Here is a 26731-nt window from a genome sequence, read left to right as displayed (position 1 = left end):
CCGGCGATCTCCGCCCTCGGTTCGTCGGAAAACCCAGACGGTTCGTCAGCCGGTCGGCATGTCGCATCCCGACGCGCCGCACCGGCATCCGATGGCCTGGGTTTTTCAGCCACGGAAGCCCCCCGCACCCCCACCGCCGAACTCCGCCAGGCCCTGCCCCTCGTGACCGTGCGCGATCTGAGCGTCGCCTACGACACGACCACGGTGCTCGACGGTGTGGCTCTCGACCTGTTCCCGGGCGAGATGGTCGCGCTGCTCGGTGCCTCGGGTTCGGGCAAGTCGACTCTGATGCGCAGCCTCACCGGCTTCGCACCGATCTCGGCAGGCTCGGTCCGGGTTGCCGGGCATGACGTCACCAATCTCGCGCGCGGCGAGCTGCGCACCCTGCGGTCGGATGTCGGTCAGGTCTTCCAGCAGTTCAACCTGATCCCGCGCCTGAGCGTCATGACGAACGTGCTCTCCGGTGCCCTGCACGGAGCGGGCGCGATCAACCTGATCGGCGGCTTCTCGAGCGCGCACCGCCGCCGTGCACTCGAGCTGCTCGACCGGGTCGGCATCGCCCACAAGGCCAATGACCCCGCCCGCTCGCTGTCGGGCGGACAGCAGCAGCGCGTCGCGATCGCGCGCGCCCTCATGCAGCAGCCCAAGGTGATCCTCGCCGACGAGCCGGTGGCATCTCTCGACCCCAAGCTCGCCGACTCGGTGCTCGAACTGCTGCGCGAGATCGCCACCGATGACGGCATCCCGGTGCTCGTCAGCCTGCACGTGCTGCCGCTCGCGCTCGCGCACAGCGACCGCATCATCGGCCTGCGGCACGGACGGATGCTGGTCGCCGGCGCCACATCGCAGCTGGATGCCGCGGCGCTCTCGCCGCTCTACGACGACGAGGAGCACGACGATGACGCTCACCACTGACCCCCGCTCGACGGGCGGTTCGGGCGGTTCGGCAGGTGCGACCGGAGGCAAGGCTCGCTCGACCACCCGCCCGACGCTCGACGCGGCCGAGCGCTCGCGTCTCGAGCGCGCCTTCCGCGTTCCGCGGGCGAGGTTCCTCATCGGACTGCCGATCGCCGCGCTGCTGCTGATCTGGTCGTTCAACGGCGCCGAGTTCAACTTCATCAAGCTGGGCGACGGCGCGGTCAACATGGGCGAGTTCCTGTCGCGCCTGTTCCCGCCGGACTTCTCGAAGATCGGCACGATCCTCGCGCTGCTGCTCGAGACGTTCCAGATGGCGGTCGTCGGCACGGTGCTCGGCGCCGTGTTGTCGCTGTTCGCCGCGTTCGGGGCGTCGTCGAACATCGCACCGAAGTGGGTCTATTACCCGACGCGCTGGGTGATGAACATCATCCGCTCGGTGCCCGACCTCGTCTTCGCGCTCATGTTCGTCTCGGCCGTCGGGCTCGGCCCGTTCGCCGGCATCCTGGCCATGACCCTCGGGTCCATCGGCTCGATCGGCAAGATCTTCGCCGAGGCCATGGAGCAGGTCGACCGTGGACCCGTCGTCGCCATGGAAGCGGTCGGCGCTTCGAAGAGGCAGGTCATCCAGTACGGCATCCTGCCGCAGAGCGCACCGCTGCTCACCTCTTACACACTGCTGCTGTTCGAAGGCAACGTGCGCGGCGCGACCATCCTCGGTCTCGTCGGCGCCGGCGGCATCGGCCTCGAGCTGACCACCGCCATGCGCATGTACGACTACGGGCACCTCAGCGCCATCATCATCTGCATCATCGTGCTCGTCACGGCGATCGACCAGGGCAGCGCCCTCATCCGAAGGAGAATCACATGACCATCGCCGACATCGACCTGGTGCTCAGCGCCCCCGTCAACCTGCGCGATCTCGGCGGAATCCCGATCGACGGCGGAGTGTTGCGCGAAGGGCTCGCGATCCGCACCGACGACCTCGCCTACGTCACGACCGAGATCGCCTCGCAGCTCGTCGCCGCAGGCCTCACCGCGATCATCGATCTGCGCTCGCCGCTCGAGGTGTCGGTCACCGGTCGAGGACCGCTCGCCGACTACCCGGTCGCGTACCACCACCTGCCGTTGATCGCGGATGTCGGCGAGTCCATGAACCGCGACGCACCCGAGCTCAGCCACGACGCGATGGGCCGGATGTACCTGCGCATGGTCGAGGTCGCGGCGCCCCAGCTCGTCACCGCCTTGAACGTGATCGCCTACACCCCGGGAACCGCGGCGTTCCACTGCGCAGCCGGGCGTGATCGCACCGGGGTGGTGGCGGCGATGCTGCTGCTCGCGCTCGGAGCGGCGGATGACGACATCGTCGCCGACTACGCCCTCACCGGCGGCAACATGGTCGCGATCATGCAGCGGACGGCTCCCGTGATGGGCGCGATGTGGAAGGCGCTCGGGTTCGACGCCTCCGCTGCGGCGTCGACGTCGTCGCTGCTGGAGGGGTCCATGGAGGTGTCGATGCGCACCCTGCTCGACACCCTTCGCGCGCAGCACGGCGACGCGCTCGCGCCGCTGCGTGCGGCCGGGTTGTCGGATGCGACTGTTGCGCGGCTTCGCGAGCGGGCGCTCGACGCGTGACAGTCGTGGAGGTGCGTGCCGGGACCGGAGCTGCGGGCGCGTTGGATGCCGGGGCTGCGGTTCGCCGCCGTCCCGGCCGTCCGCGCGACGAGGACATGGACGGGCAGATCGTCGCCGCGACCCTCGAGATCATCGATGCGGGGGAGGACGTGACGGTCAGCCGGGTGGTCGCCCGGAGCGGTGTGAGCCGGGCGGCGCTGTATCGACGGTGGCCGTCTCTCACGACGCTGATCGCGGCAGCCCTCGACGTGGGTCGCACGATCCCGCCGGAGTACCCGGATGGCGTCGATCTGCGTGAGGCGCTGGTCGACGGGTTCGGCCTCGGCGGCAGCAGCGTCGCGCTGGCGGTGTCCGGGTATTCGGAAGAACGCTTTCGGCAGCGCATCCGTCTCGTCATGTCGGACCGTGCCCTGCAGAAGGCCTACTGGCAGTCGCATGTCTCGCGACGGCGGGTACCGCTGCTGAATGCGCTGCGCGCCGGGATCGCGCGCGGAGAACTGCGGGCCGATCTCGACGTCGAGGCGTGCTTCGATGCGATCGCCGGCACCGCGTACTACCAGATCGTCGTGCGTGGCGATCGGATGGATGACCCCGCGGTGGCCGCCCGGCTGAGGGCGGCCGTCGAGGTGATGTGGCGCGGGATGGTCGCCTGACCCGATTCGGTGCACATCTGCATGCTCGGATCACGGATGCAGGCCGAGAACCCCAGATCCGGCCTGCATCCGTGATCTGGGCATGCATCTGCGCGGGTGCGCTCCACTCGTGCACGTTCGCGCGGCACCGCGTGCTGCGAAGGAGATCTCACGCAACGAAGAAGTAGTCCTGATGGGGACTCCTTCGTTGCGCGAGATCTCCTTCAGAGCGAGAGCGAGAGCGACGTCAGCGCGCTGCGGGCGTCTCCGAATTCGGCACGACCGGCACGGCATCCGTCCGCACACCGGGGTGGTCTCGCTCGAGCGCGGCACCCTCCATGTCGACATTCGGGAGGATGCGGTCGAGCCACCGCGGCAGCCACCAGGCCGAGCGGCCGAGCAGGTGCATGAGCGCCGGCATGAGCAGCATGCGCACGACGAAGGCGTCGAGCAGCACGCCGAAGGCGAGGCCGAAGCCGATCGAGCGGATGATGGTCGACTCCGAGAAGATGAACCCGCCGAACACCGCGACCATGATGAGGGCAGCGGCGGTGACGACCGAGCGTCCGGCACGGAAGCCCTGCGCGACGGCATCCCTCGCCGAGGCTCCGTGCACATACGCCTCGCGCATTCCCGAGGCGAGGAACAGCTGGTAATCCATCGCCAGCCCGAACAGGATGCCGACGAGGATCACCGGCAGGAAGCTCAGGATCGGCCCCGGGCTGTCCAGCCCGATGAGGTCGGCCCCCCAGCCCCACTGGAACACGGCGACGATCAGGCCGTAGGTCGCGAACAGCGAGAGCACGAAGCCACCGGTCGCGATGATCGGCACGAGCAGCGAGCGGAACACGACGATCATGATGAGCAGCGAGAGCCCGACCACGACCACGAGGTAGAGCGGCAGGACGCCGGCGAGAGCCTCGGAGATGTCGATGTTGGTCGCGGCCTGCCCGGCCACGCCGAGAGTTATGCCGCCGTCGAGCTGCGGCAGCGCGCGGATGTCCTGCACGAGCTTCTCGGTCGACGCGCTGTTGGGGCCTTCCTCCGGCAGCACCTGGAACGCCAACAGGGTGTTGTCGTCGGATGCCGCGACAGGGGCGACCGCGACGACGTCATCCAGGTCGGAGATGGTCTGGGCGACCTCGACCTGAGTGGCGAGCAGATCGTCGTCGCCCACCGCGTCGTCGAGCGTCGCGGTCACAAGCAGCGGACCGTTCGCCCCTTCGCCGAACTGCTCGTCGACGACGTGGAACGCGCGGAAGCTTGTGGAGTCGGAGGGCTCGCTGGCGCCGTCCGGCAGCCCGAGGCGCATCGACATCGAGGGGATCGCGACGATCAGCAGCGCGATCACGCTGACGAGCACGGTGACGATCGCGCGCAGCGTCGACATGCGCTTCACCGGCTTGCCCGCGGCGTGCGGCTGGCCGATCGTCGCGCGGGCCTTGCCGCTGAGCAGGCGGGTGCCGACGAGACCGAGGATCGCCGGCGCGAGCGTGATCGCGACGAGCACGGCGACTGCGACGCAGACGGCGCCGACGGTGCCCATGAGGCCGAGGAACGGCACACCGGTCACGTTGAGAGCGAGGAGCGCCACGATGACCGTGGTTCCCGCGAACACGACGGCGGTGCCCGAGGTGCCGGTGGCGAGCCCGATGGACTCCCGCACCGGAACACCGTTGAGCAGCTGCTTGCGGTGTCGGTTGACGATGAAGAGCGAATAGTCGATGCCGACCGCGAGGCCGAGCATCACGCCCAGAACCGGAGTGACGGATGCCATGTCGACGACACCCGAGAAGGCGAGGGATGCGGTCACGCCGACGCCCACGCCGACGACTGCCGTGACGATCGGCAGGGCGGCGCCGATGAGCGAGCCGAGCATCACGATCAGCACGACCGCGGCGAATGCGAGCCCGATGGCCTCGCCGATGCCGAAGATCTCGGGCACGCCCTGCGCGATGTCGGTGCCGAAGTCGACCTCGACGCCGTCGATCGGCGACGACTCGAAGTGCTCGATCGTGCCTTCTTTGACCTCTTCGGAGAGTTCGAGGCGGGGATCTTCGAACGAGACGTTGACGATGGCGGTCGAACCGTCGTCCGACACCACGCCGATGCCGTTCGTGAGGTCGAGGAGGGTGGATCCGAGGTCGACCTGCTCGGCGCTGTCGTCGAGCTCGGCGCGCGACTCGTCGATGGTCTTCTGCTGCGCGTCGACCTCGGCGGCCTGCGCGTTCAGTGCGTCGATCCGGGCGTCCAGTGCGGCGAGCTGCTCGGCGGGGGCTCCCGCGGCCTCCGCCTGCGAACGCGCGGCGGTGAGCTGCTCGAGGCCGGCGTCGAGCTGAGCGCGCCCGGCATCGAGCTGGGCCTGCCCGGCATCCAGCTGCGTGCGACCGTCGGCGATCTGCGTCTCGCCATCGGCCAGCTGCTGCGCCTGATCGGCCTGCTGCTGCTGCGCATCGAAGGGGTCGACGACCGAGGCGACGCCCTCGAGGTCTTCTGCGCTTGCCGCGAGCTCGGAGATCTGCTGCTTCTGCTCATCGGTGAAGGCCGAGCCGTCGGTCGTCTGATAGACCACCGTGCCCGTTCCGCCGGCGGTGTCGGGCAGCTTCTCGGCGAGCTGATCGGTCACTGCGCCCGAGGCGGTGCCCGGGATGTCGAAGCTGTTGCTGAGCGTGCCGCCGAGCGTGAGGAACGCGCCGACCCCGAGGCCGAGGATCACGATCCACGAGACGATCACCGTCCACGCTTTGCGCGCAGCGAGGGAACCCAGACGGTAGAGCAGTGAAGCCACGAATCATCTCCTTCAGACTCATAGATCATACGGTGCGTATCGTCTAGCGTTCTGTGGTTATCCTGAACGTGTGGTGAACGAGCATCGGAGCGGACCTGTGCGCAGCACGGCTGCGCGCGAGGCGATCCTCGCCGCGACCGCGAGGCTCTTCCACAATCAGGGATACGACCGTCTCACGATCGAGGGGATCGCGAAAGAGGCCGGCGTCGGCAAGCAGACGATCTACCGGTGGTGGCCGTCCCGCGGCGCGTTGATCGGTGAATGCCTCGCGGAGGGGCGTCTGATTCCCGTCGACTTCGTCGTGCCCGACACGGGCGACATCGCCGCCGACGTCGAGACCTGGCTGCGCAGCGTGCTCTCGATCCTCGAAGCTCCCGAAGGTGGAGCCCTCCTCCGGTCTCTCGTCGCCGCGGCGACCGAGGACGCCGGAGTCGGAGCGCACCTCGGTGAGAGCCTCGGGGTCGAGAAGTACCTGACCGAGCGCATCCGTGGTGGCATCCGCGATGGACAGGTCGCCGAGAACGCCCCCGTCGAACAGCTGGGTCGGGCCATCCTCGGCGCGATCATCGTCGAATCCCTCGGTCGAGAGGCCCATGAGCCGGAGTCGATCGTGGAGTTGACGCGCTACCTCTTCCGGCGCTGACGCCGACCACCGAGGAATTCCGGCATCACGTCGACGGCGCCCCCGAGCACGCGGCGGCCCGACGTCGTGCGGCACGCCAGTCCGCTGCACCGCGGGTGAACATCACCGCAGCGCCGGTGAGTGTCACGACGATGGTCAGGATCGACCACCACTCGGGCTGCACGGTCGGCAGCATGAGCATCGACGCCCCGAGGGCCGATGCCCCGCCGAGAAACCAGAATCCGGACTCGTCCATCTGTGCAGGGTAGCGCTCGCACGACCGCGGGCATACGTCGGAATCGTCGCGCGGACACGAGGTCATCCCGCCGCCACCGAACGGCCACCGGTCTGCGCCTGCCGCCCCGATCGATGCCCGTACGACCACGAGCCGGCATCCGCTGTGCGTCGACGTCTCGCGTGCGAGGTGTGCATCGCGTCGACCGCCGCATCGACGCGGCTCCGGCGAGACGCGAGAACGAGCTCCGTGCCCGCGCTGCTCTCTTCGACGGTGACTCGACGGCTCTCTTCGATGCGGCTCATGGCACCGACGGCGAAGCCGCGGAGGAACCCGCTGCGCGCACGTCGCTTCACCCCTTCGCGCTGCTCGACGTAGAAGTGGCGGTGCTCGAGCCACCAGCTGCGCATCGCGACCATCGCCTGCACCTGCAGGCTGGCGGTCAGAGTCTGCACCTGAGCGACGTCGGACGCGTGGCCGACCAGCAGCAGTCCGGCGATCGGCGGATACTCGGCCAGGAGCGGTTGCACGGCGCCGAGACCTCTGGCCACGCCGATGCCGATCTCGCGCAGATCCTTCGCATAGACGCCGCGGAACAGCATCCGCTCTGTGACGATCTGCTCCTGCGTCTGCCCCAGACGCCCACGCCGCTCGTCGATCTGCGCCTGCTCGATCCCGTATTTGACGATCAGGCGTTCGGCGTGTTCGGTCAGGGCCTCTGCCTCTTCAGGCGTCGTGCTCTCGGCTTTCGCCAGCAGCTTGGCGATCAGGTCGAGTTTGGCTTCGGTCATGGCATCCCCCTGGGTTCGTGATGCCCTGAATGTTCCACGGCAGCACCTACATTCGGACGTCGGTTTCCGGTGCCTGTGCAGAACGCCAGATCACGGATGCCGGTGCAGGGAAGGATGCCGGCGCTCGGCCGGGCACAGCTTCGGATCCGCACGCCGACACGCCGTCATGACGCCGGAGTCACCGGGGTGTCGTCCGTCAGGTCCGAGGTTGTGCCCGCTTGGGACCCTTCGACAAGCTCAGGGACCCCGGCGGCCGGTCCAGCCGCCGGCCACGAGGATCGGGAACTCAGCCGAAGATGAGGGTCAGCACGGTCGCGCCGCCACCACCGAGGATCAGGGCGATGATGACGGTCCAGGCGACGATGCGGATGCGCCGGTTGCGCTTCTCGCCGAGGTCGCCGTAGTCCTCGCTCAGGCCGTCACCGCTCATGCGTCGACCGGCTCGGAAACTGTCGGGCCGAAGGCTGCGGGCAGGGTCGCCTGCGAACGCTCGCGGATCTCGGCGATCGGAACGGTGAAGACGTCCTGCACCTCGAGCTTGGCACCCTCGGAGTCGGTCACACCGATGCGCATCACCGGGTAGTTCCGGCCCTCGCAGAGCCCGCGGAACTTGACGTCGTCCTCGCGCGGAACCGTCACGATGACGCGACCGGTCGACTCGGAGAACAGAGCGGATGCAGCATCCACACCGTCACGATCGATGATCTCGTTGAGCCAGACGCGTGCGCCGACGCCGAAGCGCGAGACGCCCTCGGCGAGAGCCTGCGCGAGGCCACCCTCCGACACGTCGTGCGCCGACGAGATCAGCCACTCGTCACGGGCGGCGCCGAGCAGACCCGCGAGGCGCTTCTCGCCCGCGAGGTCGACCTTGGGAGGCAGTCCGCCGAGGTGCTGGTGCACGGTCTCGGCCCATGCCGAACCCGAGAGCTCGGTCGAGGTCGTGCCGAGCAGGTAGATGTTCTGGCCTTCGTCCTGCCACCCCGAGGGGATGCGACGCGAGACGTCGTCGATGATGCCGAGCACGCCGACGAGCGGAGTCGGGTGGATCGGCACGTCGCCGGTCTGGTTGTAGAACGAGACATTGCCGCCGGTGACGGGGGTGCCGAGCTCGTAGCATCCGTCGGCCAGGCCGTCGACGGTCTGCCCGAACTGCCACATGACCTCGGGGTTCTCGGGAGAGCCGAAGTTCAGGCAGTCGGTGATCGCGGTCGGCACGGCACCGGTGACGGCGACGTTGCGGTACGCCTCGGCGAGGGCCAGCTGCGCACCGGCATACGGGTCGAGCTGGCAGTAGCGGCCGTTGGCGTCGGTCGAGATCGCGAAGCCGAGTCCCGACTCCTCATCGACGCGGATCATGCCGGCGTCGTCGGGGAACGAGAGGGCCGTGTTGCCGAGCACGTAGTAGTCGTACTGGTTGGTGATCCAGCGGGTGTCGGCGAGGTTCGGCGAGGCCACCAGGTCGAGGAACTGCTCGCGCAGCACCTCGGGGTCGTTCGAGCGGGGCAGGTTCTCGGCGGCATCCGCCTGCAGGGCGTCGATCCACGTCGGGTACGCGACCGGGCGGTCGTAGACCGGGCCGTCGACCGCGACGGTCGAGGGGTCGACGTCGACGATGCGCTCGCCCTGCCAGTCGATGATGAGGCGGCCGTCTCCGGTGACCTCACCGAGCACCGACGTCTCGACGTCCCACTTCTTCACGACGGCGAGGAACGCGTCGAGCTTCTCGGGGGCGACGATCGCCATCATGCGCTCCTGCGACTCCGACATGAGGATCTCCTCAGCCGTGAGCGACGGGTCGCGCAGCAGCACGTTGTCGAGCGAGACCTTCATGCCGCTGTTGCCGTTGGCTGCGAGCTCGCTGGTCGCGCACGAGATGCCTGCGGCACCGAGATCCTGAATGGCTTCGACGAGCTCGTCGCGGTAGAGCTCCAGGCAGCACTCGATGAGCACCTTCTCGGCGAACGGGTCGCCCACCTGCACCGCGGGGCGCTTGGTGGGCCCGCCGTCGGCGAAGGTGTCGGATGCCAGGATGCTGGCGCCACCGATGCCGTCGCCACCCGTGCGAGCGCCGAACAGCACGACCTTGTTGCCGACGCCAGTGGCGTTGGCGAGCTTGAGGTCTTCGTGGCGGAGCACGCCGACCGCGAGCGCGTTGACGAGCGGGTTGGCCTGGTAGACGGAGTCGAAGACCGTCTCGCCGCCGATGTTCGGCAGGCCCAGGCAGTTGCCGTAGAAGCTGATGCCGCTGGTGACGCCGTGCACCACTCGAGCCGTGTCGGGGTGGTCGATCGCGCCGAAGCGCAGGGCGTCCATGACCGCGACCGGGCGTGCGCCCATCGAGATGATGTCGCGGACGATACCGCCGACGCCGGTCGCCGCGCCCTGGAAGGGCTCGATGAACGAGGGGTGGTTGTGCGACTCGGCCTTGAAGGTGACGGCCCAGCCCTCGCCGACGTCGATGACGCCCGCGTTCTGGCCCATGCCCACCATGAGGCGTTCCTTCATCTCGTCGGAGACCTTCTGGCCGAAGCGGCGCAGGTAGTTCTTCGACGACTTGTACGAGCAGTGCTCCGACCACATGACGGAGTACATGGCCAGCTCGCCGGAGGTCGGGCGGCGGCCCAGGATCTCCTTGATGCGGGCGTACTCGTCGTCCTTGAGGCCCAGCGCTGCGTACGGCTGCTCCTTCTCCGGAGTCGCGGTGGCGTTCTCGACGGAGTCGGGGACGTGCTTGTGGGCAGGTGCAGGGGCGGTGGTCACGCGCACTCCTAGATGAGGGGCCGGCGGGGCATGGCCAGTCTACCGGGGGATGCTGCGGTCGATGGCCGGTCAGGATGCGGCGGCGATGCGGGCGGCGAGGGTGGCGGCGAGGCCGGTTTCGTGCGGGGTCGATTGTGCATCTGATTCGCTCGATCGGGATGCGTTCTTGACCCCGCCTGGATTTCTGGATGCGTTTCTGGCCCCGCATGAGGTCCGGTGCGACAGATTCGGCGTGACCCGCTGGGCGCTCGACGTGAACGGGCCGTGCGGCTCAGTTCTTGCCGGAGTTGCCGTTGCTGCCCTTGCCCGAGTTGCCGTTGTTGCCGGAGTTCCCGGAGTTGCCCGAGTTCCCGTTGTTCCCCGAGTTGCCGTTGTTCCCGGAATTCCCGTTGTTGCTCGGTTCGCTGACGACCTCGACGGGTGCCGCAGGGGCCTCCTCCGGGGCGGTGTCGACAGGTACCGATGCGGTGCGCACGAGCGTTCCCGAGGCGACGCGCCCGATATCGGAGGCCGGCGTGGTGAAGGCGGCAAGTCCGACGACGAGCGCTCCCGTCGCGGCCAGCCCGGCGGCACCGGCGATCACGCGGTTGCGGTTGCGGTTGCGAGTGCGGGATTCCGTGCTCGACCGCGGCTCGCTGGCGCCGGCTGCGGGGAGAACCGCAGTGGCGTCGGTCGACGACGCATCTGCGCGGGTGGACGGCGTCGCCGCAGCATCCGATTGCGGCATCACGGCCGTCGACTCTGCAGCCGTCGCTTCTGGAGGCGTCGCCGGGGCCGTGGTGGCATCCGCCGCACGAGGGGTCGTCCCGGCGGAGGCGACGATCGCCGCGGCCGCCGCCGCGACGGCCGTTCCTTCGGTGTCTGAGGAGTATCCACGCAGCAGGCTGCGCGCAGCCCGCGCGACCTCGTCTGCCGCCGGACGCTCAGTCGGCTCGAGTCGGGTCATGCGCGTCAGCAGGTCGCGCCACTCCTCGGGCACCGTCTCGGAGATCGTCGGCGGTTCTGCGAGTCGGGCGATCGCCGCCGCACGCCCCGACATCAGCGACGGGTACCCGGGTTCTCCGGTGAGCGCCTCGAGCACGACGAGCCCGAGGGCGAAGACATCGACCGGCGTGCCGGGGTCGAGGTCGCGCAGCTGCTCGGGTGCCATATAGGTGAGTGTGCCGAGCACGATGCCCGGCGTCGTCAGTCGCGGGTTCTCGACCGAGCACGCGATGCCGAAGTCGGCGAGCTTCGCCGCGACGGGGCGACCGGAGCGGCCCTTGGCCAGCAGCACGTTCGACGGCTTGACGTCGCGGTGCACGATTCCCGCGGCATGCACCGCAGCGAGTCCTTCGGCGAGGTCGCGGGCGATGCGGGCCACATCGCGCGGGGGCAGTGGTCCGGCGGCCATGCGCTCGGCGAGAGTCGGGCCGTCTACGAACTCCATGACGAGGTACTGCGGCCGGCCGGGTACGAGCTGCGCGTCGTGCAGCGTCACGAGCGATGGGTGGCTCAACGAGGCGAGCAGAGCCTTCTCGGTGTGGGCGCGCTCGATCGACGCGACGGGCCCTTCGCCCTCGTGGATCATCTTGATCGCGACGGTTCGCCCCAGATGCGAGTCCTCGGCGCGATAGACCGTCGCCATGCCGCCACGGCCGACGCGATCGTGCAACACGTATCGTCCATCGAGCAGTGCCGCGGTCGGCGACATCACTTCCAACGTCATCGAGCGCTCCTCATGGCTGCATCCGGGTAATGCATCACATCAATCTACGTCTGAGTATCGGGGTCGTCATCGGGGTTGACGCGCGCGCGAATCGGTGAAAGCTCCTGCCGGCATCCCATTCCGGTATGCGCGATGACGGCGCCCCGCAGGGGTGGAGACCGCGACCTCGCCTGGCTACGCTCCCTATCAACGCCGCGAACCGCAAGGGAGCTCTCATGCGGATATATGCCGGGTCAGTTCAGGCAGGAATCGTGGTCGTCGCGGTGGTCCTGATGCCGATGATCGGCGTGGCACTGACGGTGGTGACGCCCTGGTGGGGCGCCGTCTGGATGCTCGTCTCGATGACGGCGCTCGTGGTCTTCGCGGCCCGGACATTCCGCGGTGCGCAGGAGTCGACGGCGCCGCGGCCGTGGTGGCGCATGACGGACGCCCCCCTCTCCAGCGCGCTGCTCTCTGCGGCATTCCTGGCTCAGTCAGCGTTCTCGTTCTTCAGCACGTGGTCGCCGCCACTGGTCGTGCCGGGCGCCGTCGCTGTGGTCGTCCTGCTGGTGATCGGTGCGGCGTACGCCAACTCGGCGATCCGACTCTCGCGCGCCGGCATCGCACGCCGTGCGACCCAGGCGTCGGCGCCTCGATGAGGCGCACGGAGCCCGCAGCGAAAGCTGTCAAGGGCCTCTCACAGTGTCCGAACCCCCGGGTATGAATGGGGAAGATCGAAAGGGTGGTCATGGCCGCAGGCGACATCGAGACGTTCCAACGTGACGGGATCTGGTTCAACCGCATCGAGGGCGAATCCCGCACATTGGGGTCCAGCTTCGAGACCGAAGAACAGGCCGTCCGGGTCGGGCGCGGAGCAGCCGCTGCGCGGCAGGTCGTGCACACGGTGCGTGCCGAGGAAGGGCCCTCGGACTCCGGCAACCTGCACGACTGGCATCCGCGCGACCTCATGAACTGATGGGGGCGATTCCCGACGAATCGGAGCGACGGATGCTGGTGCAGGCATGCATCAACGGAGCGCGTGATGTGACCGAGCATCCGGGTCTGAGCGCCGATGCATCGCTCGCCGCTGCTGATGCGGCACGAGCGGTGGCGGCCGGGGCGCAAGAGATCCATGTGCACCCGAAGGATGCTGAGGGTCGGGACACGCTGGATGCCGATGCCGTCGCGGCCTGGCTGCGGGCGTTGCGATCGGCCTGTCCCGAAGTGCCGATCGGGGTCACGACGGGAGCATGGATCGAGCCGGACGTCGAGAAGCGTCTGGCTTTGATCGCCGAGTGGACCGAGCTGCCTGATCATGCGTCGGTGAACTGGCATGAGGCAGGAGCCGATCGCGTCGCCGCGCTGCTGCTGGGCCGCGGCATCGGGGTCGAGGCGGGAATCTGGGATGCCGCGGGGCTCGACGCCTGGAGTGGCTCGCCGTCGCGCGCGGAGTGCACGAGGGTGCTGATCGAGCTGCCCGATGAGGCCGCCGAGATGGTGCGGCATCACGCGGAGGGGCTGATCGCACATGTTCGGCTCGACGAGCCGAGCATGCCGATCCTGTTGCACGGGGAGCAGCGGTCTGCGTGGCCGGCTCTCGCCCTCGCCGTCGAGCTCGGGTTCGATTCCCGCATCGGACTGGAAGACACGCTCGTGCTGCCCGACGGACGCAGCGCACCCGACAACGCGGCGCTGGTGCGCGCGGCATCCGGGTTCACGTCCGCCTCCTGAGGGTCGGATGACCGTACCGAGCAACCGGACCGAGACCGTCACTCACTGACACGAGAATCACGAGACCACAGGAGACATCTTTAGTCTGGAAGCTCCCGCCGTGAATGATGCCGTGAAGGAGCAGCTGTGTCCGACCGAGCGCACATCGATCCGCATCCCTTCGATTCCCGCACGAGGTTCGCCCTCGATCGACCCGAGAGTCGAAAGTGGAGCCTGCATCCGGGGAGTATCGGGGCCTGGGTCGCAGAGATGGACTTCGGCGTCGCGCCGGTGATCGCCGAGGCGATGCATCGAGCGATCGATGAGGAGAACCTCGGATATCTGTCGCCGCCGTTGGCGAGCAGGCTCGGTGAAGCGACGGCCGGGTGGATGCAGAGCGAGTACGGCTGGACGATCGATCCCGAGCGCGTGCATCCGGTGTCGGATGTGATGGCAGCCCTGCGGGTCGCCGTCGAGGAATACGCCCCCGCCGGTTCGCCCGTCATCGTGCCGACTCCGGCATATATGCCGTTTCTGACATATCTGCCTGCGATCGGGCATCCGGTGATCGAGATTCCCGGTGTCGCGGTGCAGGATCCGAGCGGCAGAGTCCGCTGGCATCACGATCTGCAGCGCATCGACGAGGCCTTCGCCGCCGGCGCCCGCACTCTCGTGCTCTGCAACCCGCACAATCCGACCGGAACCGTGGTCGAGCGCTCGGAGCTCGAAGCGCTCGCCGAGATCGTCGAGCGGCACGGTGGTCGGGTGTTCGCGGATGAGATCCACGCGCCGCTGCGCTTCGACGGTCGGCCGTTCACACCGTACGCCTCGCTGTCGGAGGCGACGGCCGCGCACACCGTCACCGGCACGAGCGCGTCGAAGGCCTGGAACATCCCCGGGCTCAAGACCGCACAGCTGATCACGTCGAACGAGGCCGACCAGCAGCTCTATCGCCGCTTCGGGTTCTCGGTGCAGCACGGCGCAGCGACGCTCGGGGTGGTGGCGTCGACCGCCGCATATCTTGAGGGCAAGCCCTGGCTCGACGGGGTGATCGACTACCTCTCGGAATCGCGCGAGGTCGTGGCATCGCTCGTCGCAGAGCACCTGCCGGGCGCGGAGTATCGACAGCCGGAAGCGACCTACATCGGCTGGATCGACACGAGTGCGCTGGGGATCGACGGACCGCCGGCGGCCTTCTTCCGCGAACGCGCGGGCGTCGTGCTCACCGAGGGGGCGCTGCTCGGGCGTGGGTACGAGGATTTCGTGCGGGTCGTGTTCGCGACGCCCCGGCCGATCCTGCGTGAGGCGTTCGCCGCGATGGGTGACGCGATCGCGTCGCACTGAGGTCGATGCGAAGGGCGGGAGTCGCTACCCCGGAATACGGGACGATGCCGGGATGCCGAGTCGAGTCGCCGCCGCGGCGAACTCGACATCGAACGTGAGGATGCTCGAGAGCGCTTCTCCGATCTCGATCGCCGTCGCGAGGTGCAGCGCGTCGAGTGTGCGCAGACCGCTGTGCATGTCCACCGCACGTGTGAGGGTGTCGTCTGCGAGCGAGACGAGAGCGACCCTGTCGAGGAGTTCCTGTGCGGCATCGGCGCTGACCGCGCGGCGGTCGGCGACGGCGTGCAACTCTACGGCCAGGAGTCGTGACGAGACGAAGGGGACGCCGTCAGCGAAGGCCTGTCGCACCGCATCGCTTCCGTCCTCCTCGATGAGCGCCTTGGCTGCTGCGGACGTGTCGAGGTAGATCACAGGCGATCGCTCCGGAGATCGTGCAGGATCTCTCGGGTCGTGTGATCACTGCTCGTCGGAAGGATGCGGAGAGCCCCGGTCTTCGAGGGGAGGGACACGCGACCTGACGAGACGAGTCGCTCCCACGGGTTCTGCGACGGGGGGCTCAGCTCGGCGATCGGGCGGCCCCGATCGGTGATGGTCAGGCGTTCGCCCGCGGCGACGCGAGCCAGGACCTTCGCGGTCTGCTGGTTCAGCTCAGTCTTCGACACCGTGGCCATTCTCCGATTCTACGCTCGAACTAGTAGAAGTAGTAGATCTATCCCCGGCCTCGCGTCACATGATCATGGGCGCAGCCTCGGACATTCAGACGCGAGGGGGGCACCGCCCCGATTCACGTGAATGCCGAACCGAGTTCACCTTTCATTCACGCGGGCGTCCCCGATCGGCATCCGGCGTCACTAGCTTCGTCGTCGGCGCGGCGAGACCCTGATCGCGCGCGCCGTCGAAAGGACCCCCCGCATGAGACCCCCCACTCGGCGTGCCCGTCGGCGTGCCATCGCAGCGCTCGGAGTGACCGCGCTCACCGCCGTCGCACTTCTTCCCACGGTCGCCGTCGCCCAGGCCGATCAAGACCCCGAACTGCTCGGCGACCCGACGCCGTATCTGATCGAAAGCCTCTCGGCCCCGGGGAAGATCGTCGAGATCGGCAACCCGGCGGCACAGGCCACGATCCCCGACAACACGCCGGCGGCCGCGGCCGTCTTTCCCTTCGCGAAGACGGCGGATGCTCTGCAGGCCCAGGCCGTGCTCGCATACCCGGTCGAGGCGTCGCCCGAGAGGTTCGTGCTTGCGAACGCCGAGGGCGAGGTGCTGGCGCGTCGCACGAACGACGACCCGAACTACCGATACCTCGTGATTCCCGGTCTGACGCTCGATGAGGCAGCGGCCGATCCCGCGGCGCAGTGGACGATGAGCGATGCCGGCGGGGGGTACGCGTATCTGCGCAACGCGCAGGCGTATGCGAACGGCACCGTCGCGGGCCTCGACATGTACAACTGGGCGACGGCGGCCGGCTCCGAGGTGCAGACCTATGACGCGGGCGGCGCGAACGTGCAGAAGTGGCGACTGCATCCGCTGACCGCGGAGGTCTCGACCGTCGAGCAGCGCGTCGACACCGGCAAGGCTCCGATCTTCCCGACCGAGCTGACCGGTCGCTACAGCTGGGGCCTGACCACACCGCTCGCGAACATCGTCTGGAACCCGCCCGCCGCCGAGATATGGACGGTCGACGGCACCGTGACCGTCGACGGCACGGCCACGGGCTACTTCGGCGAGACGGTGCAGGTGAGGGCCGAGTACCTGGTCGGCTCACTCGGCGGGGCCGCGGATGCCGCCATGACCGGCTACGTCGGCATGACGCTCAAGGAGTTGCAGATGCACGCGCCGACCACCGTCGAGCGCACGATCTCGGGCTCGACCACCACGGTCACGAGTCCGGTCACGTGGGACTGGGCGACGGTCACCCCCGATGCCACGAGCCAGGCGGGAGTGATCGCGGTGCCCGCGACAGCGAGCACCGGCTTCGATGCCCGCCTCGTCATCACGATCACGCAGGCGGAGAGCGAGAACATTCTGCGCGGACCCGGCATCCACTGGGACTACACCCACCTCAACGGCACGAACTTCGCCCTCACCGACGGCAACCGCGACGTCGCCGGCTTCGACGACTGGCGCAGCGGCGGGGCCACGAACCGCGTGAATCCCAACACGGTGTCGTTCTACTTCGACCAGCCACGCCAGCTGACGGGCGCTGCAGTGTTCGACAACAACGGCCGCAACAACATCGGCGGCGTCACGGTGCAGTACCGCGACCTCATCGGCGGTTGGACGAGCATGCCGACGGATGCCACGTCGTGGCCCTACGCGAACGCGACGCCGAACCTGGCGCTCGAGTTCGACAGCGCTCCCGTGCTCGCCACGGGACTGCGCGTCGTCATCACGAACAAGTCGAACGACAACTGGATGAGCCTGTCCGAGGTCGAGGCCTACGGCCCCGGACTCGCCGGCTGACCCGCATCCGAACCGAGATCCGAGGACGATCGATGATTTCCGCTGCCCCTCGCCGTTCATGGCGAACCCTCACCGCCGCAGCCCTCGCGGCCGGTCTGCTGGCGACCGCCGTGGCCCCCGCCGCCGCGGCATCCGCCGAGATTCCGGCATCCGATGCGCCGGCATCCGGCGCGCTGTCCGCGAGCGCCCAGACCGCTGCGGCCGAGCTGCGCTCGAGCTTCGTGCTGCCGGTGATCCCCGACACGCAGTTCTACTCGCGTTACAGCGAGTCGCAGTTCTACCCGAAGTACGGCACCGACCCGTTCGAGGTGCAGACCGAGTGGATCGTCGACCACCAAGACGAGCTCAACGTGCCGTTCGCCGTGCACGTCGGCGACGTCGTCGACCAGGAGTGGGTGACGGGCGAGTGGGATGCCGCGGCTCGCGCCATGAAGATCCTCACCGACGGCGGCGTGCCGTATTCGGTGGTTCCCGGTAACCACGATGTGAAGGACATGAACGCGCGGTCGTCGGAGGGCAACTCGTGGCAGTACCTGCAGCGCTTCGACGCGGCGAAGATGCAGGCGCAGGGAGGTGCGACGTTCGTCGACAGCTATCAGAACGGCCTCTCGACGGCCTACATCTTCGAGGCCGAGGGCCACGAGTGGATGTCGCTCGCGCTCGCCTGGAACGCCTCGGACGACACATTCGCCTGGGCGCAGGGCGTGCTCGACGCGCATCCCGGCATCCCCGTCGTGCTGTCGTCGCACGCGATCATCAACATCGCGCAGGACCAGACCTCGCCCGCCGACTGGTGGTGGGGTGAAGAGCTGTGGAACCGGCTGATCCGCACGAACGACGAGATCATCGTCACGGTCAACGGGCACTTCCACGGCACCACGATGCGAGAGCGCACCAACGATTTCGGCAATCCCGTCTACCAGGTGCTGACGGACTACCAGATGGCCGCCGACGGCGGGAACGGCTACATGACGCTGTTCGAGTTCGACCTCACGAACGACTCGATCGACGTCGAATCGGTGTCGCCGTGGGTGCCCGTCAAGGACAAACAGTCACTCACCGCCAACGACACCCCGGTGCTCGACGGGCAGTGGCAGTCATTCAGCATCCCGATGGATTTCGAGGCGCGGTTCGGATACGAACCCGCCCCGGCGACCCGATTCGACCTGTCGGAGCGCGCGAAAGAGATCGTCCTCGAGAACTGGGACGGCGACGGAGTCGGCGAGCAGTGGGCAGCGGCCGGACGAGCCGATGACTACATCGACGTCGACGGCACCGTGGCGCACTGGCGCTTCGGCACGGTCGACGAGGGAGTCGTCGACGAGAACACCGTGATCCCGGATGTCGAGGGAGCCAGCCCGATGTATCGCAGCGCGATCGACAAGACGGATGCTCCCGAGAAGCTCGAGGACGTGCAGGTCTCGCACTCGAACGTGCCGTTCTACTCGGCCGACCGCGGCGCCGTGTGCTTCGCCGACGTGCACCGCAACGCGAGCGGCCCCGACAACATGTCGTACATCTCGACCGAGTACGGAGCCCCCGCGACCTTCGCCGACCTGACCTCGTCGTCGGGATACACGGTCGAGGCGTTCCTGCAGCTCGACGCGAACTGGACCGAGGCGGCCAACCGCTGGAGCGCCGCGCTCACCCGCGGCGGCGCGCGCCAGTGGATCGGGATCAACGACTCGTCGGACCCGGGAGCCGGTGCCGCATGGCTCGGCATCTCGAGCCTGCGCGAGTACCAGTGGTCTGCCGGAGACACCGACACCAAGAACTCGTACACGCTGTGGTCGGGCGAGATCATGCAGGGCTCGTGGCACCACGTCGCGATCGTCAACGATCCCGCCGCGGACACGGCCGTCATGTACGTCGACGGTGTGCCGGTGTTGCGCAACGCCTCGAAGGTCGGCGGGATGATGGCCGCCGACTTCATGCCCTGGATCATCGGTGCCTCGACCTGGAACACCGAGGTCGAGCACGGCTGGCACGGCTGCGTCGGCGAGACCCGCGTGGTCGACCATGCGCTGACGTCGAGCGAGTTCCTCTACCAGCGCGTCGACCTCGACTCGTCGCTGGCCGTGACGACCGATCTCGCGACCGTGCGTCCCTCCGATGCGGTGATCCCCTCCCTCGAGGGCACCGGCCACACCGGCGCCTCGGTGTCGGTCACGGTCGACGGCGTCGCCGCGGGCGCAGCGGAGGTTCAGTCCGACGGCTCGTGGAGCGTGCCGCTGACGACGCCGATCGCAGGCTCGGGAGCACACGCGGTGTCGGTCGCGCAGTCGATCGGCAGCCGCTCGGGCGCCGCGTTCGCCGGAGTGCTGACCATCGGTGAAGCGTCCGAGCCCTGGGCGCCGAGCGATGCCGACCTGACGGCCGAGCTCGAGGGCGTCGTGACCGTCGACCCGGCATCGTTCGCTGCAGGGTCGACCGTGACAGTGTCACTGCCGGCGGGTCTCGACGGTCAGTCGGTCCACGGGTACCTGTTCTCGACGCCGATCGCGCTCGGAACGGCGACGGTGGCCGCGGATGCGGTGGCGTTCACTGTTCCGGCGACCGTGCCGGTCGGTGCGCACAAGCTCGCGGTGTACGCCGCGGACGGGACGATCGTCGGATGGCAGACCGTGACGGTGGTTGAGCCGGGGGAGCCGGGTACGCCTGGGGAGCCGGGAACGCCGGCCGAGCCGGGTACGCCGGGTGAGCCGGGTACGCCGGGTGAGCCGGGAACGCCGGCCGAGCCGGGAACGCCGGGTGAGCCGGGAACGCCGGGTGAGCCGGGAACGCCGGGTGAGCCGGGAACGCCGGGTGAGCCGGGAACGCCGGGTGAGCCGGGAACGCCGGGTGAGCCCGGAACCCCGAGCGATCCAGGTGCGCCTTCGGATCCGACTGCCCCGTCCCCTCCGGATCCCTCAGGCAACGGAACGGATGCCGCTGGCGATCCACTCGCCACGACCGGTATCAACGGTGACTGGGCGCTCCTCTGGATCGCGCTCGGAGCAGGCGCGGTGGCACTCGGCATCACCTTCGCTCTCCGCCGGCGCAAGGTCTGATCACAGGAGTGGGTCTCGGCTGATGCCGGGGCCCACTCCGCATCCGGATTCGCCCTCGCCCGGGCTGATCATTCGTGCGGGGTCGATGAACCATCGCATTCGGCCGTTTGCAGTGCGTTCTTGACCCCGCACGGCAGCGAGAGTGCGCTTTTGACCCCGCACGGGTGTCAACGGTGCGTTCTTGGCCCCGCACGGTTGTGGAGGGGCGTCTCCGCGCGATCCGTAGTCGGCCTGACCCCGGGCTGCTCATTCGTGCGGGGTCGATGAACCGTCGCATTCGGCCGTTTGCAGTGCGTTTTTGGCCCCGCACGGCGGCGGGGTGCGCTTTTGGCCCCGCATGGTGTCGGCGGTACATCTCTGGCCCGACACGTGACGGTCTGATTCCGCGCGGCCTGATCCCCGTGCACCGCACCGCACCGCACCGCATCACGCTGCCCGCACCGCAGGGTGCGTCTCGGCATCCCCGCCCTCACTTGTCGCAGGCGATGCCGTCTCCGTCGCGGTCGAGGTCGTAGATGTCGGATCCAACGATCCGCACGGGACCCTGCACGTACGCGGGGCCGTCGCCGCTGCCGCCCGCGCAGTCCACGTCGCTCGCGACGGGCACACAGGCATCCGCGTAGTTCGAGTCGCATCCACCTGGCTGGGGGACCGCCGGAACCGGGGCAGCCGGAACAGGCGCCGCAGGAACGACCTCGGGCGCGGGTGCCGGTGCCGCCGCGACGGGCGGAGGAGCGGGCGCCTTGGTTCCGATGGCCGTCACCTCGTTCACCGGCGCGGTCTGAACGACCTCGCTGACGATCTCGCGCGCGGTCTCCACGCCGTCGACCACGGTGACGCGATATGTGATGACCTTCAGCCCGTCGACGCCGGCGGCGACCAGCGCGGTCGCACCCTGGTCGAGGTTCGGATCGTCGGTGGTCGTGGCTTCGAACGGCACGAGCACCTCTTCGGTCGCCGTCTGGAAGGTCGTCGGAACGGGAGTCGGCGTCGGAGTGGCCGAAGGCGTCGCGGTGGCGGTGGCCGTCGGCAGCGCCGCGAACGTCTGGGCCTCGGATGCCGTCGGTGTCGTTGAGCCCGTGCTGGCGCTCGCGATGCCGCCGCTGGTGACGAGCAGAGCGGCGACGCCGAGGGCGACGAATCCCGATGGCCGCGACCGCAGTCCGAGCGCGGGCGCAGGCCTGACCAGCAGCACGAACAGCGCCACGATGACCGCCGCGACGATCGCGAAGATCATGACGACGGGGGCGAATCGTCCGAGGATGCTGCCGACCGCGAGCGATCCTGCGACGACCCCGGCGATGCGCCATCCGGTGCGGCGCTTCGCGGGAGTCGGTTCAGAGGAAGGTGCAGGATGCTGCTGCAGCTGCGAGGTCACCGCCGCAGCAGGTGACGGCGCGGTGGCGGCGCTCCACTGATGCCCGTCCCACCAGCGCAGCTGGTTCGGGTTCTCCGGATCGGGATGCCACGCGGCAGGCGGCTGAGACATGAAGGTTCCCCTCAACGATGAGGCGACGAATCGCCGGCGCCCCCAGAGCGCCTCGACCTGTATATCGGTTACGAGACGCACTGGACAAGTAACGATTCAATCGCGGCGGCGCGGCTGGTCATCTGTGCGGGGTCGATGAACCATCGGAATCGGCCCGTTGCGGTGCGTTTGTGGCCCCGGCTGGATGTGCCGGTGCGTTTCTGGCCCCGGCTGGGTGCGCCCCGGTGCGTGTGTGACCCCGCCTGACCCGATCGCGAACCGGCCCACGACACGACCGCCCGGGGTTCGCCGCCCGAACGAGCATCCTGTGCCAGCCTGACTGTCATGACTGCCGACACCGCCGCCCACGCGGCGACGCCGCCCTCGCGCCTGCTGCCGTTCCTCATCGGGGTCGGCGGCGGCATCCTGGGACTCCTGCCGTGGATCGTCGGCGGTGCCCGCCTGCCGCTGCAGAACCTGTGGGTGCTCTCGACGATGCCCGACGACATGCCGCTGGTGCTGCTGCCGGTGAGTCAGTACTACGTGATCGTGCTGTTCTCGATCGTGCTGCTCGGCGGGGTCTTCGCCGGCCTCGCACTGCGCATCGCCGCGCGCAGTCGCACCCTCGCCGTGTGGCCTGCAGCCCTCGGTGTGCTGGCAGTGCACGTGCTCGCGATCGTCGAGAGCTTCGGCATGACGGCATCCGGCCTCGCCCTCGGCTCCGACCCCCAGGCCGTCATCTATCTCGCAGGGCTGCTCGGCGGCACGGTCGTCGTCGCGGCCCTCGCGCAGCTCGCATTCTGGATGACGTCGCACCGATCCGTGGGCATCGCCGCGTTCGGCGTCGCGCTCGCCGCGGTGCCGTTCGGCGAGTGGGTGGGGCGTTGGTTTCTCGCGTTCACCGGCGAAGTCTTCCCGCCGGTGTTCCTGCCGGCCGTGGTGCAGTGGGTTCCCGCGATCGTGGTCGGCCTGGCACTCGTCTGGTGCGGGATGCGTCCGCTCCAGCGGCTCCTCGTCTGGGCGGCGTCGCTGCTGGTTCTGTGGCTGCTGCCGGCGGTCTTGATGTCGATCCTGTCCGCGCTCGGGTTCCGGCTGATCCTCGGCGACTTCCCCGAGATGGTCGCCACGGGCGTCGGGATCTTCCCGGCCCTGCTCGCAGAAGACGGCGCGCTGACGGTCGTCGTCGCGCTGGTGATCGCCCTCGTCGGCACTGTCGTGCGGATGCTGGTCGGGCGTGCTGGCGGACGCGAGGTCGAGCGAGAGCATCCGGCATCCGTTCCGCAGGGCTCGACCGGCCGCGAATCCGCATGATCGCTCCTGTCGCAGCGCACGGGAGCATCTCCTGCCGGGATCGGACCGTTCACGTTCCTTCGCGTCGGTGGGTCACCGTTCTCGGCGCCGCGCTGATCCTGTCTGTCACGACAGCCTGCGCGCCGACCGGCGAAGCGGGTCCGTCGCAGCCGCCGTCGCAGAGTCCGAGCCCGGTCGCGTCGACCCCGTCGGCGCCCGCGAATGACGGGTCGACGTCGAACGCGTACCGCGATTCGCGGTGGCCCGGCGCGATCACGGATTTTCCCTACGAGATGCCGGCGGGATACGAGTTCCCCGCCGAGGCTCCGGAAACGGGATTCGCGATGAGCACGTCATGGGGCGACGATCTCGCTTACGCATGGTGGGGATGTGCCGTGCTCCTGTCCGCGTGGACGGCGGTCGATGCCGGCGATGTCGCACAGGCGGATCACCTGCTCGCGCGCGTGAATGAGGCCATGGCCGAGCGACCGGAGATGTTCCCCGGCTGGAGCGCTCCCCTTTCTCTCGACTGGCAGGATCCGGTCTTCCGAGAGGCCGGAGAATCCGGTCTCTGCGCGGCGTGGTTCGAGCGCGAGGAGTCCGCCGAGGGGTGACACCGCCTCGACGTGCTGGACACGGTCGTCGCAGCACTCGGGATCGCGATCGTCGGCACGGTCGTGCGGATGCCGCTCGAGGCGAAGAGCCGCTGAATCTCCGGCATCCGTCATCATCTGCCGCGTCGCCGGACATATCCCCTGTGACGACACCTCACGATGGGAATGACATGGACACCCGAGACCCTCTCGATCTGATGCTCGAGCGCTCAGCGCCGACGGCACTGCACATCGGCGACGACCTGGCTCGCGATCTCGATCAGGTCGCGTTCGCGGCCCGGTCTCAGGTCGCGTCGGAGCGGCGACCTTCCCGACGGATGCCTCGCGTCGTCGCCGGCGTCGGCCTCGCCGTGCTGCTGACCGGCGGTGCCGGTGCTGCCGTGGCGTCGGGTGGCTTCGACTGGCTGCCTTGGGCGCAGGATCCGGATGCCGCCTACGTCTTCACACTGCCGAGCGGCCGCGAATGCGAGATCCGCTCGGTCGTCGAGCCCCTGGAGAACGTCGGCGATTGGAACGCGTTCGTCGCGAACGTCGGGCTGCTCGCCGTCGACGACGCCGCTGTCGAGCGCTGGGCCGAAGAGATCCGCTCCGATGACCAGGCGATCATCCAGATGCTCGGTACTGACGGCGAATGGTACGACCCGGGCCCCGGTGGCACACCGACGGAAGACGACCTGTATGCGGCCGCGCACTGGGTCGCGTTCGGCGAGGAGGTCGGCGAGCAGGCGACCGAGGCCGGAGTCGTGTGGGGCTTCACCGGTGAGCAGGCGATGCACTGCGAGGTCGTGACGCCATGACATCGCTCGCCGCGAAGAAACGACTGCTCACGTCGACGCTCCGAGAATCCCAGGGAGACATCCTGCGGTTCCTGCATCGACGGGTAGGGTCCGACGACGCGCCAGATCTGTATGGAGAGACCCTGCTGATCGCGTGGCGGCGGGTCGACGATCTGCCCGACGATGCGGTCGAGGCGCGGATGTGGCTGTTCGGGCTGGCTCGAGGAACGCTGCTGAACCACTCGCGGGGCCAGCGCCGCCGCTCGGCTCTGGTCGACAGGGTGCGCGCGCATATGCCGGGGCGTGCGGCTGCGGCCGCCGCGGATGAGGGTGGCGAGGTTCGCGATGCGATGTCGCGCCTCAAGCCCGAGCTCGCCGAGATCGTGCAACTCGTGCACTGGGACGGCTTCACCCTCGCGGAGGTCGCGGGCATCGTCGGCATCCCGGCGGCCACGGCGCGATCGCGATATGCGCGGGCGAAGGATGAGCTGCGGGTCGCCCTCGGGGTGATCGCGTAGGCCGACTCGGGCGGGGGATGCAGAACTGGCCCCGCTCGCGCAGCGGATGCGGAACTGGCCCCGCTCGCGCAGCGGATGCGCAACTGGCCCCGCTCGAGCCCCGGGTGCGCGACCTACGCCGCAGTCCCAGCCCCAGCCCCAGCCCGCTCGCCCAGTGCCCGGGCGATGCGCTCGACAGCTTCGACCATCACAGGGCGGGGCAGGGCGAACACGAAGCGGGTGTACCCGATCGCGGCCTCGCCGCACGCGGCGCCGTCGGTCATCGCGACGCCGGCGTGCTCGCGGAACCACTCGCCGAGGTCGCCGGTGAGGCCCGTCTCGCGGAAGTCGAGCAGCGCGATGTAGCTGCCCTCGGGCACGATCATCCGCACGTTGGGCAGCTTCTCGTCGACCAGCTGCGCGAGCATCCGCCGGTTGCCGTCGAGGTAGTCGACGACCTCTTCGAGCCACTCGCGTCCGTCCGTGTACGCCGCGGTGTTGGCGATCGCGCCGAGGGTCGAGGTTCCGTTTCCCGCCCAGAAGCCGATCCGAGCCCAGAGCTCGACGTCGGCGTCGTTCGACAGGATGATCTGCGCGCACTTGAGCCCGGCGAGGTTCCAGGCCTTCGAGGCCGATGTCGCGGTCAGGGTGTGCGACGCCGCGGCCTCCGACACCGAGGCGTAGGGGATGTGCTGAGCCGGCGCGTAGACGATGGGTGCGTGGATCTCGTCGGAGAACACGCGCCCGCCCGCCTCCGTCACGACAGCCTCGATCGCGAGCAGCTCGTCGCGGGTCGCGACGGTGCCGAGGGGATTGTGCGGGTTGCAGAGCACGAGCATCTCGCCGCCGTCGCGGAACGCCTGTGCCACGGCATCCAGGTCCATGACCCAGCGGCCGTCGACCTCGATGCTCGGCACCTCGATGACGCGACGGTCGTGCATCGGCGGCACGAGCAGGAACGGCATGTATGCGGGCGTCGGCACGATCACGGCGGCTCCAGGCGCGGTGAAGTTCTCGATCGCCAGCCGGAACGCGGCGATCACATTGGGAACGTGGTGGATGCGGTCGGCGGGCACTTCCCACCCATACGAATCGGCGTACCACTGCGACGTCGCCTCGGAGAGCTCGGTCTCGACTCGGGCAGGCAGGTATCCGGTGAGGCCGACATCCACAGCATCCTTCAGTGCCCCGCTGATCGCGGGCGCGAGTCCGAAGTCCATCTCGGCGACGAAAGCCCCGATCATGTCGGGGAAGGTGGTCCATTTAAGGCTGCCGGCGTTTCGCAGGTCGTGTTCGGTGAGCAGATCGAAGGCGCCGGATGTCATGACTCAATCCTTTCACCCGACCGGGTGCCTCGGCCCGACCTGCATGCCGAGATCACAGATGCATGCGGAGAACGGCGAATCGGACCTGCATCCGTGATCTGAGCCTGCAGCTGCACTCACGGAAGCCAA

General features: G+C 68.7%; 26 protein-coding genes. 15 read left to right on the top strand and 11 right to left on the bottom strand.

The features are described from left to right. Window positions 1–162: 162 nt before the first annotated feature. From ACZZZN_RS14560 to ACZZZN_RS14545, 4 genes are read left to right on the top strand one after another with little or no spacing between them, the layout of a single operon-like run. Window positions 163–915 (top strand): phosphonate ABC transporter ATP-binding protein, encoded by a 753-nt coding sequence (locus ACZZZN_RS14560; protein WP_463505854.1) that lies wholly within the window; start codon window positions 163–165, stop codon window positions 913–915. Further along, window positions 899–1786, top strand: a complete 888-nt coding sequence (phnE, locus tag ACZZZN_RS14555) for a phosphonate ABC transporter, permease protein PhnE (protein ID WP_463505853.1) — start codon at window positions 899–901, stop codon at window positions 1784–1786. The genes ACZZZN_RS14560 and phnE overlap by 17 nt, the downstream gene beginning before the upstream one ends. Then, window positions 1783–2550, top strand: coding sequence for a tyrosine-protein phosphatase (locus ACZZZN_RS14550; protein ID WP_463505852.1), 768 nt, complete (start codon window positions 1783–1785; stop codon window positions 2548–2550). The genes phnE and ACZZZN_RS14550 overlap by 4 nt, the downstream gene beginning before the upstream one ends. A gap of 11 nt (window positions 2551–2561) precedes the next feature. Then, complete coding sequence (locus ACZZZN_RS14545) at window positions 2562–3203, top strand: TetR/AcrR family transcriptional regulator (RefSeq protein WP_463505851.1); 642 nt, start codon at window positions 2562–2564, stop codon at window positions 3201–3203. 226 nt (window positions 3204–3429) lie between these two features. Here the strand turns inward: ACZZZN_RS14545 and ACZZZN_RS14540 are convergent, their stop codons facing one another. After that, window positions 3430–5970 (bottom strand): MMPL family transporter, encoded by a 2541-nt coding sequence (locus ACZZZN_RS14540; RefSeq protein ID WP_463505850.1) that lies wholly within the window; start codon window positions 5968–5970, stop codon window positions 3430–3432. A gap of 97 nt (window positions 5971–6067) precedes the next feature. Here ACZZZN_RS14540 and ACZZZN_RS14535 point away from each other — a divergent pair, with 97 nt between their 5' ends. After that, the gene (locus ACZZZN_RS14535; RefSeq protein ID WP_463505849.1) at window positions 6068–6613 is read left to right on the top strand and encodes a TetR/AcrR family transcriptional regulator; all 546 of its coding nucleotides are present in this window, start codon (window positions 6068–6070) and stop codon (window positions 6611–6613) included. 25 nt (window positions 6614–6638) lie between these two features. Here ACZZZN_RS14535 and ACZZZN_RS14530 read toward each other — a convergent pair whose 3' ends face one another. The 5 genes from ACZZZN_RS14530 to ACZZZN_RS14510 all read right to left on the bottom strand — a co-directional run bounded on the left by ACZZZN_RS14530 (window position 6639) and on the right by ACZZZN_RS14510 (window position 12086). After that, on the bottom strand, window positions 6639–6848 hold the full coding sequence (locus tag ACZZZN_RS14530) for a hypothetical protein (RefSeq protein WP_463505848.1): 210 nt from the start codon (window positions 6846–6848) through the stop codon (window positions 6639–6641). A 62-nt stretch (window positions 6849–6910) separates the two neighbouring features. Next, complete coding sequence (locus ACZZZN_RS14525) at window positions 6911–7618, bottom strand: DUF2786 domain-containing protein (RefSeq protein ID WP_463505847.1); 708 nt, start codon at window positions 7616–7618, stop codon at window positions 6911–6913. Window positions 7619–7904: 286 nt separating this feature from the next. Further along, entirely contained in the window at window positions 7905–8048 is a 144-nt protein-coding gene (locus ACZZZN_RS14520) for a hypothetical protein (protein ID WP_463505846.1), read from the bottom strand. Next, a complete protein-coding gene (gene purL / locus ACZZZN_RS14515) occupies window positions 8045–10378 on the bottom strand; it encodes a phosphoribosylformylglycinamidine synthase subunit PurL (protein ID WP_463505845.1) in 2334 nt (777 codons plus the stop codon). Before purL ends, ACZZZN_RS14520 begins: the two co-directional genes overlap by 4 nt. 271 nt (window positions 10379–10649) lie before the next feature. Then, window positions 10650–12086, bottom strand: coding sequence for a serine/threonine-protein kinase (locus ACZZZN_RS14510; protein ID WP_463505844.1), 1437 nt, complete (start codon window positions 12084–12086; stop codon window positions 10650–10652). 215 nt (window positions 12087–12301) lie between these two features. On the opposite strand from ACZZZN_RS14510, the gene ACZZZN_RS14505 reads away from it, so the two are divergent. The 4 genes from ACZZZN_RS14505 to ACZZZN_RS14490 all read left to right on the top strand — a co-directional run bounded on the left by ACZZZN_RS14505 (window position 12302) and on the right by ACZZZN_RS14490 (window position 15119). Continuing rightward, window positions 12302–12724, top strand: a complete 423-nt coding sequence (locus ACZZZN_RS14505) for a hypothetical protein (protein ID WP_463505843.1) — start codon at window positions 12302–12304, stop codon at window positions 12722–12724. An 89-nt stretch (window positions 12725–12813) separates the two neighbouring features. Continuing rightward, complete coding sequence (locus tag ACZZZN_RS14500) at window positions 12814–13041, top strand: hypothetical protein (protein WP_463505842.1); 228 nt, start codon at window positions 12814–12816, stop codon at window positions 13039–13041. Further along, complete coding sequence (locus ACZZZN_RS14495; RefSeq protein ID WP_463505841.1) at window positions 13041–13796, top strand: 3-keto-5-aminohexanoate cleavage protein; 756 nt, start codon at window positions 13041–13043, stop codon at window positions 13794–13796. The genes ACZZZN_RS14500 and ACZZZN_RS14495 overlap by 1 nt, the downstream gene beginning before the upstream one ends. A gap of 126 nt (window positions 13797–13922) precedes the next feature. Continuing rightward, entirely contained in the window at window positions 13923–15119 is a 1197-nt protein-coding gene (locus ACZZZN_RS14490) for a MalY/PatB family protein (protein ID WP_463505840.1), read from the top strand. Window positions 15120–15143: 24 nt separating this feature from the next. Here ACZZZN_RS14490 and ACZZZN_RS14485 read toward each other — a convergent pair whose 3' ends face one another. Together ACZZZN_RS14485 and ACZZZN_RS14480 are read right to left on the bottom strand one after the other, a co-directional pair. After that, entirely contained in the window at window positions 15144–15530 is a 387-nt protein-coding gene (locus tag ACZZZN_RS14485; RefSeq protein WP_463505839.1) for a type II toxin-antitoxin system VapC family toxin, read from the bottom strand. Next, the gene (locus tag ACZZZN_RS14480; RefSeq protein ID WP_463505838.1) at window positions 15527–15781 is read right to left on the bottom strand and encodes a type II toxin-antitoxin system Phd/YefM family antitoxin; all 255 of its coding nucleotides are present in this window, start codon (window positions 15779–15781) and stop codon (window positions 15527–15529) included. Before ACZZZN_RS14480 ends, ACZZZN_RS14485 begins: the two co-directional genes overlap by 4 nt. A gap of 250 nt (window positions 15782–16031) precedes the next feature. Between ACZZZN_RS14480 and ACZZZN_RS14475 the strand changes: the two genes are divergently transcribed. Both ACZZZN_RS14475 and ACZZZN_RS14470 read left to right on the top strand, forming a co-directional pair. Then, window positions 16032–17582 carry a hypothetical protein gene (locus tag ACZZZN_RS14475; RefSeq protein ID WP_463505837.1) on the top strand — a complete coding sequence of 517 codons (1551 nt, stop codon included), beginning with the start codon at window positions 16032–16034 and terminating at the stop codon, window positions 17580–17582. 32 nt (window positions 17583–17614) lie between these two features. Then, window positions 17615–20632 carry a LamG-like jellyroll fold domain-containing protein gene (locus ACZZZN_RS14470; protein WP_463505836.1) on the top strand — a complete coding sequence of 1006 codons (3018 nt, stop codon included), beginning with the start codon at window positions 17615–17617 and terminating at the stop codon, window positions 20630–20632. Window positions 20633–21101: 469 nt separating this feature from the next. Here the strand turns inward: ACZZZN_RS14470 and ACZZZN_RS14465 are convergent, their stop codons facing one another. Further along, complete coding sequence (locus ACZZZN_RS14465; protein WP_463505835.1) at window positions 21102–22121, bottom strand: G5 domain-containing protein; 1020 nt, start codon at window positions 22119–22121, stop codon at window positions 21102–21104. A gap of 324 nt (window positions 22122–22445) precedes the next feature. Between ACZZZN_RS14465 and ACZZZN_RS14460 the strand changes: the two genes are divergently transcribed. After that, the gene (locus ACZZZN_RS14460; RefSeq protein ID WP_463505834.1) at window positions 22446–23411 is read left to right on the top strand and encodes a hypothetical protein; all 966 of its coding nucleotides are present in this window, start codon (window positions 22446–22448) and stop codon (window positions 23409–23411) included. Window positions 23412–23460: 49 nt separating this feature from the next. On the opposite strand, the gene ACZZZN_RS14455 is transcribed toward ACZZZN_RS14460, so the two are convergent. Further along, complete coding sequence (locus ACZZZN_RS14455; RefSeq protein ID WP_463505833.1) at window positions 23461–23667, bottom strand: hypothetical protein; 207 nt, start codon at window positions 23665–23667, stop codon at window positions 23461–23463. Window positions 23668–23734: 67 nt separating this feature from the next. Here ACZZZN_RS14455 and ACZZZN_RS14450 point away from each other — a divergent pair, with 67 nt between their 5' ends. The 3 genes from ACZZZN_RS14450 (at window position 23735) to ACZZZN_RS14440 (ending at window position 25298) form a co-directional block, all read left to right on the top strand. Continuing rightward, window positions 23735–24004, top strand: coding sequence for a hypothetical protein (locus tag ACZZZN_RS14450; RefSeq protein WP_463505832.1), 270 nt, complete (start codon window positions 23735–23737; stop codon window positions 24002–24004). Between the two features lie 170 nt (window positions 24005–24174). Next, the gene (locus ACZZZN_RS14445; protein WP_463505831.1) at window positions 24175–24801 is read left to right on the top strand and encodes a hypothetical protein; all 627 of its coding nucleotides are present in this window, start codon (window positions 24175–24177) and stop codon (window positions 24799–24801) included. Then, window positions 24798–25298 carry an RNA polymerase sigma factor gene (locus ACZZZN_RS14440; RefSeq protein WP_463505830.1) on the top strand — a complete coding sequence of 167 codons (501 nt, stop codon included), beginning with the start codon at window positions 24798–24800 and terminating at the stop codon, window positions 25296–25298. Before ACZZZN_RS14445 ends, ACZZZN_RS14440 begins: the two co-directional genes overlap by 4 nt. A 113-nt stretch (window positions 25299–25411) precedes the next feature. Here ACZZZN_RS14440 and ACZZZN_RS14435 read toward each other — a convergent pair whose 3' ends face one another. After that, window positions 25412–26602 carry a MalY/PatB family protein gene (locus tag ACZZZN_RS14435; protein ID WP_463505829.1) on the bottom strand — a complete coding sequence of 397 codons (1191 nt, stop codon included), beginning with the start codon at window positions 26600–26602 and terminating at the stop codon, window positions 25412–25414. Between the last annotated feature and the right edge of the window lie 129 nt (window positions 26603–26731).

This window comes from Microbacterium sp. AC145 (assembly GCF_979258505.1).
The sequence above is the reverse complement of the archived record's forward strand: the minus strand, read 5'-3'. Positions and strand labels throughout refer to the sequence as shown.

Bases quoted from the DNA above. Each gene is read 5' to 3' on its own strand.
- phnE (WP_463505853.1), top strand. From the start codon at position 899: ATGACGCTCACCACTGACCCCCGCTCGACGGGCGGTTCGGGCGGTTCG.
- ACZZZN_RS14550 (WP_463505852.1), top strand. From the start codon at position 1,783: ATGACCATCGCCGACATCGACCTGGTGCTCAGCGCCCCCGTCAACCTG.
- ACZZZN_RS14530 (WP_463505848.1), bottom strand. From the start codon at position 6,848: ATGGACGAGTCCGGATTCTGGTTTCTCGGCGGGGCATCGGCCCTCGGG.
- ACZZZN_RS14525 (WP_463505847.1), bottom strand. From the start codon at position 7,618: ATGACCGAAGCCAAACTCGACCTGATCGCCAAGCTGCTGGCGAAAGCC.
- ACZZZN_RS14520 (WP_463505846.1), bottom strand. From the start codon at position 8,048: ATGAGCGGTGACGGCCTGAGCGAGGACTACGGCGACCTCGGCGAGAAG.
- ACZZZN_RS14510 (WP_463505844.1), bottom strand. From the start codon at position 12,086: ATGACGTTGGAAGTGATGTCGCCGACCGCGGCACTGCTCGATGGACGA.
- ACZZZN_RS14505 (WP_463505843.1), top strand. From the start codon at position 12,302: ATGCGGATATATGCCGGGTCAGTTCAGGCAGGAATCGTGGTCGTCGCG.
- ACZZZN_RS14500 (WP_463505842.1), top strand. From the start codon at position 12,814: ATGGCCGCAGGCGACATCGAGACGTTCCAACGTGACGGGATCTGGTTC.
- ACZZZN_RS14495 (WP_463505841.1), top strand. From the start codon at position 13,041: ATGGGGGCGATTCCCGACGAATCGGAGCGACGGATGCTGGTGCAGGCA.
- ACZZZN_RS14475 (WP_463505837.1), top strand. From the start codon at position 16,032: ATGAGACCCCCCACTCGGCGTGCCCGTCGGCGTGCCATCGCAGCGCTC.
- ACZZZN_RS14470 (WP_463505836.1), top strand. From the start codon at position 17,615: ATGATTTCCGCTGCCCCTCGCCGTTCATGGCGAACCCTCACCGCCGCA.
- ACZZZN_RS14465 (WP_463505835.1), bottom strand. From the start codon at position 22,121: ATGTCTCAGCCGCCTGCCGCGTGGCATCCCGATCCGGAGAACCCGAAC.
- ACZZZN_RS14460 (WP_463505834.1), top strand. From the start codon at position 22,446: ATGACTGCCGACACCGCCGCCCACGCGGCGACGCCGCCCTCGCGCCTG.
- ACZZZN_RS14450 (WP_463505832.1), top strand. From the start codon at position 23,735: ATGAGCACGTCATGGGGCGACGATCTCGCTTACGCATGGTGGGGATGT.
- ACZZZN_RS14445 (WP_463505831.1), top strand. From the start codon at position 24,175: ATGGACACCCGAGACCCTCTCGATCTGATGCTCGAGCGCTCAGCGCCG.
- ACZZZN_RS14440 (WP_463505830.1), top strand. From the start codon at position 24,798: ATGACATCGCTCGCCGCGAAGAAACGACTGCTCACGTCGACGCTCCGA.
- ACZZZN_RS14435 (WP_463505829.1), bottom strand. From the start codon at position 26,602: ATGACATCCGGCGCCTTCGATCTGCTCACCGAACACGACCTGCGAAAC.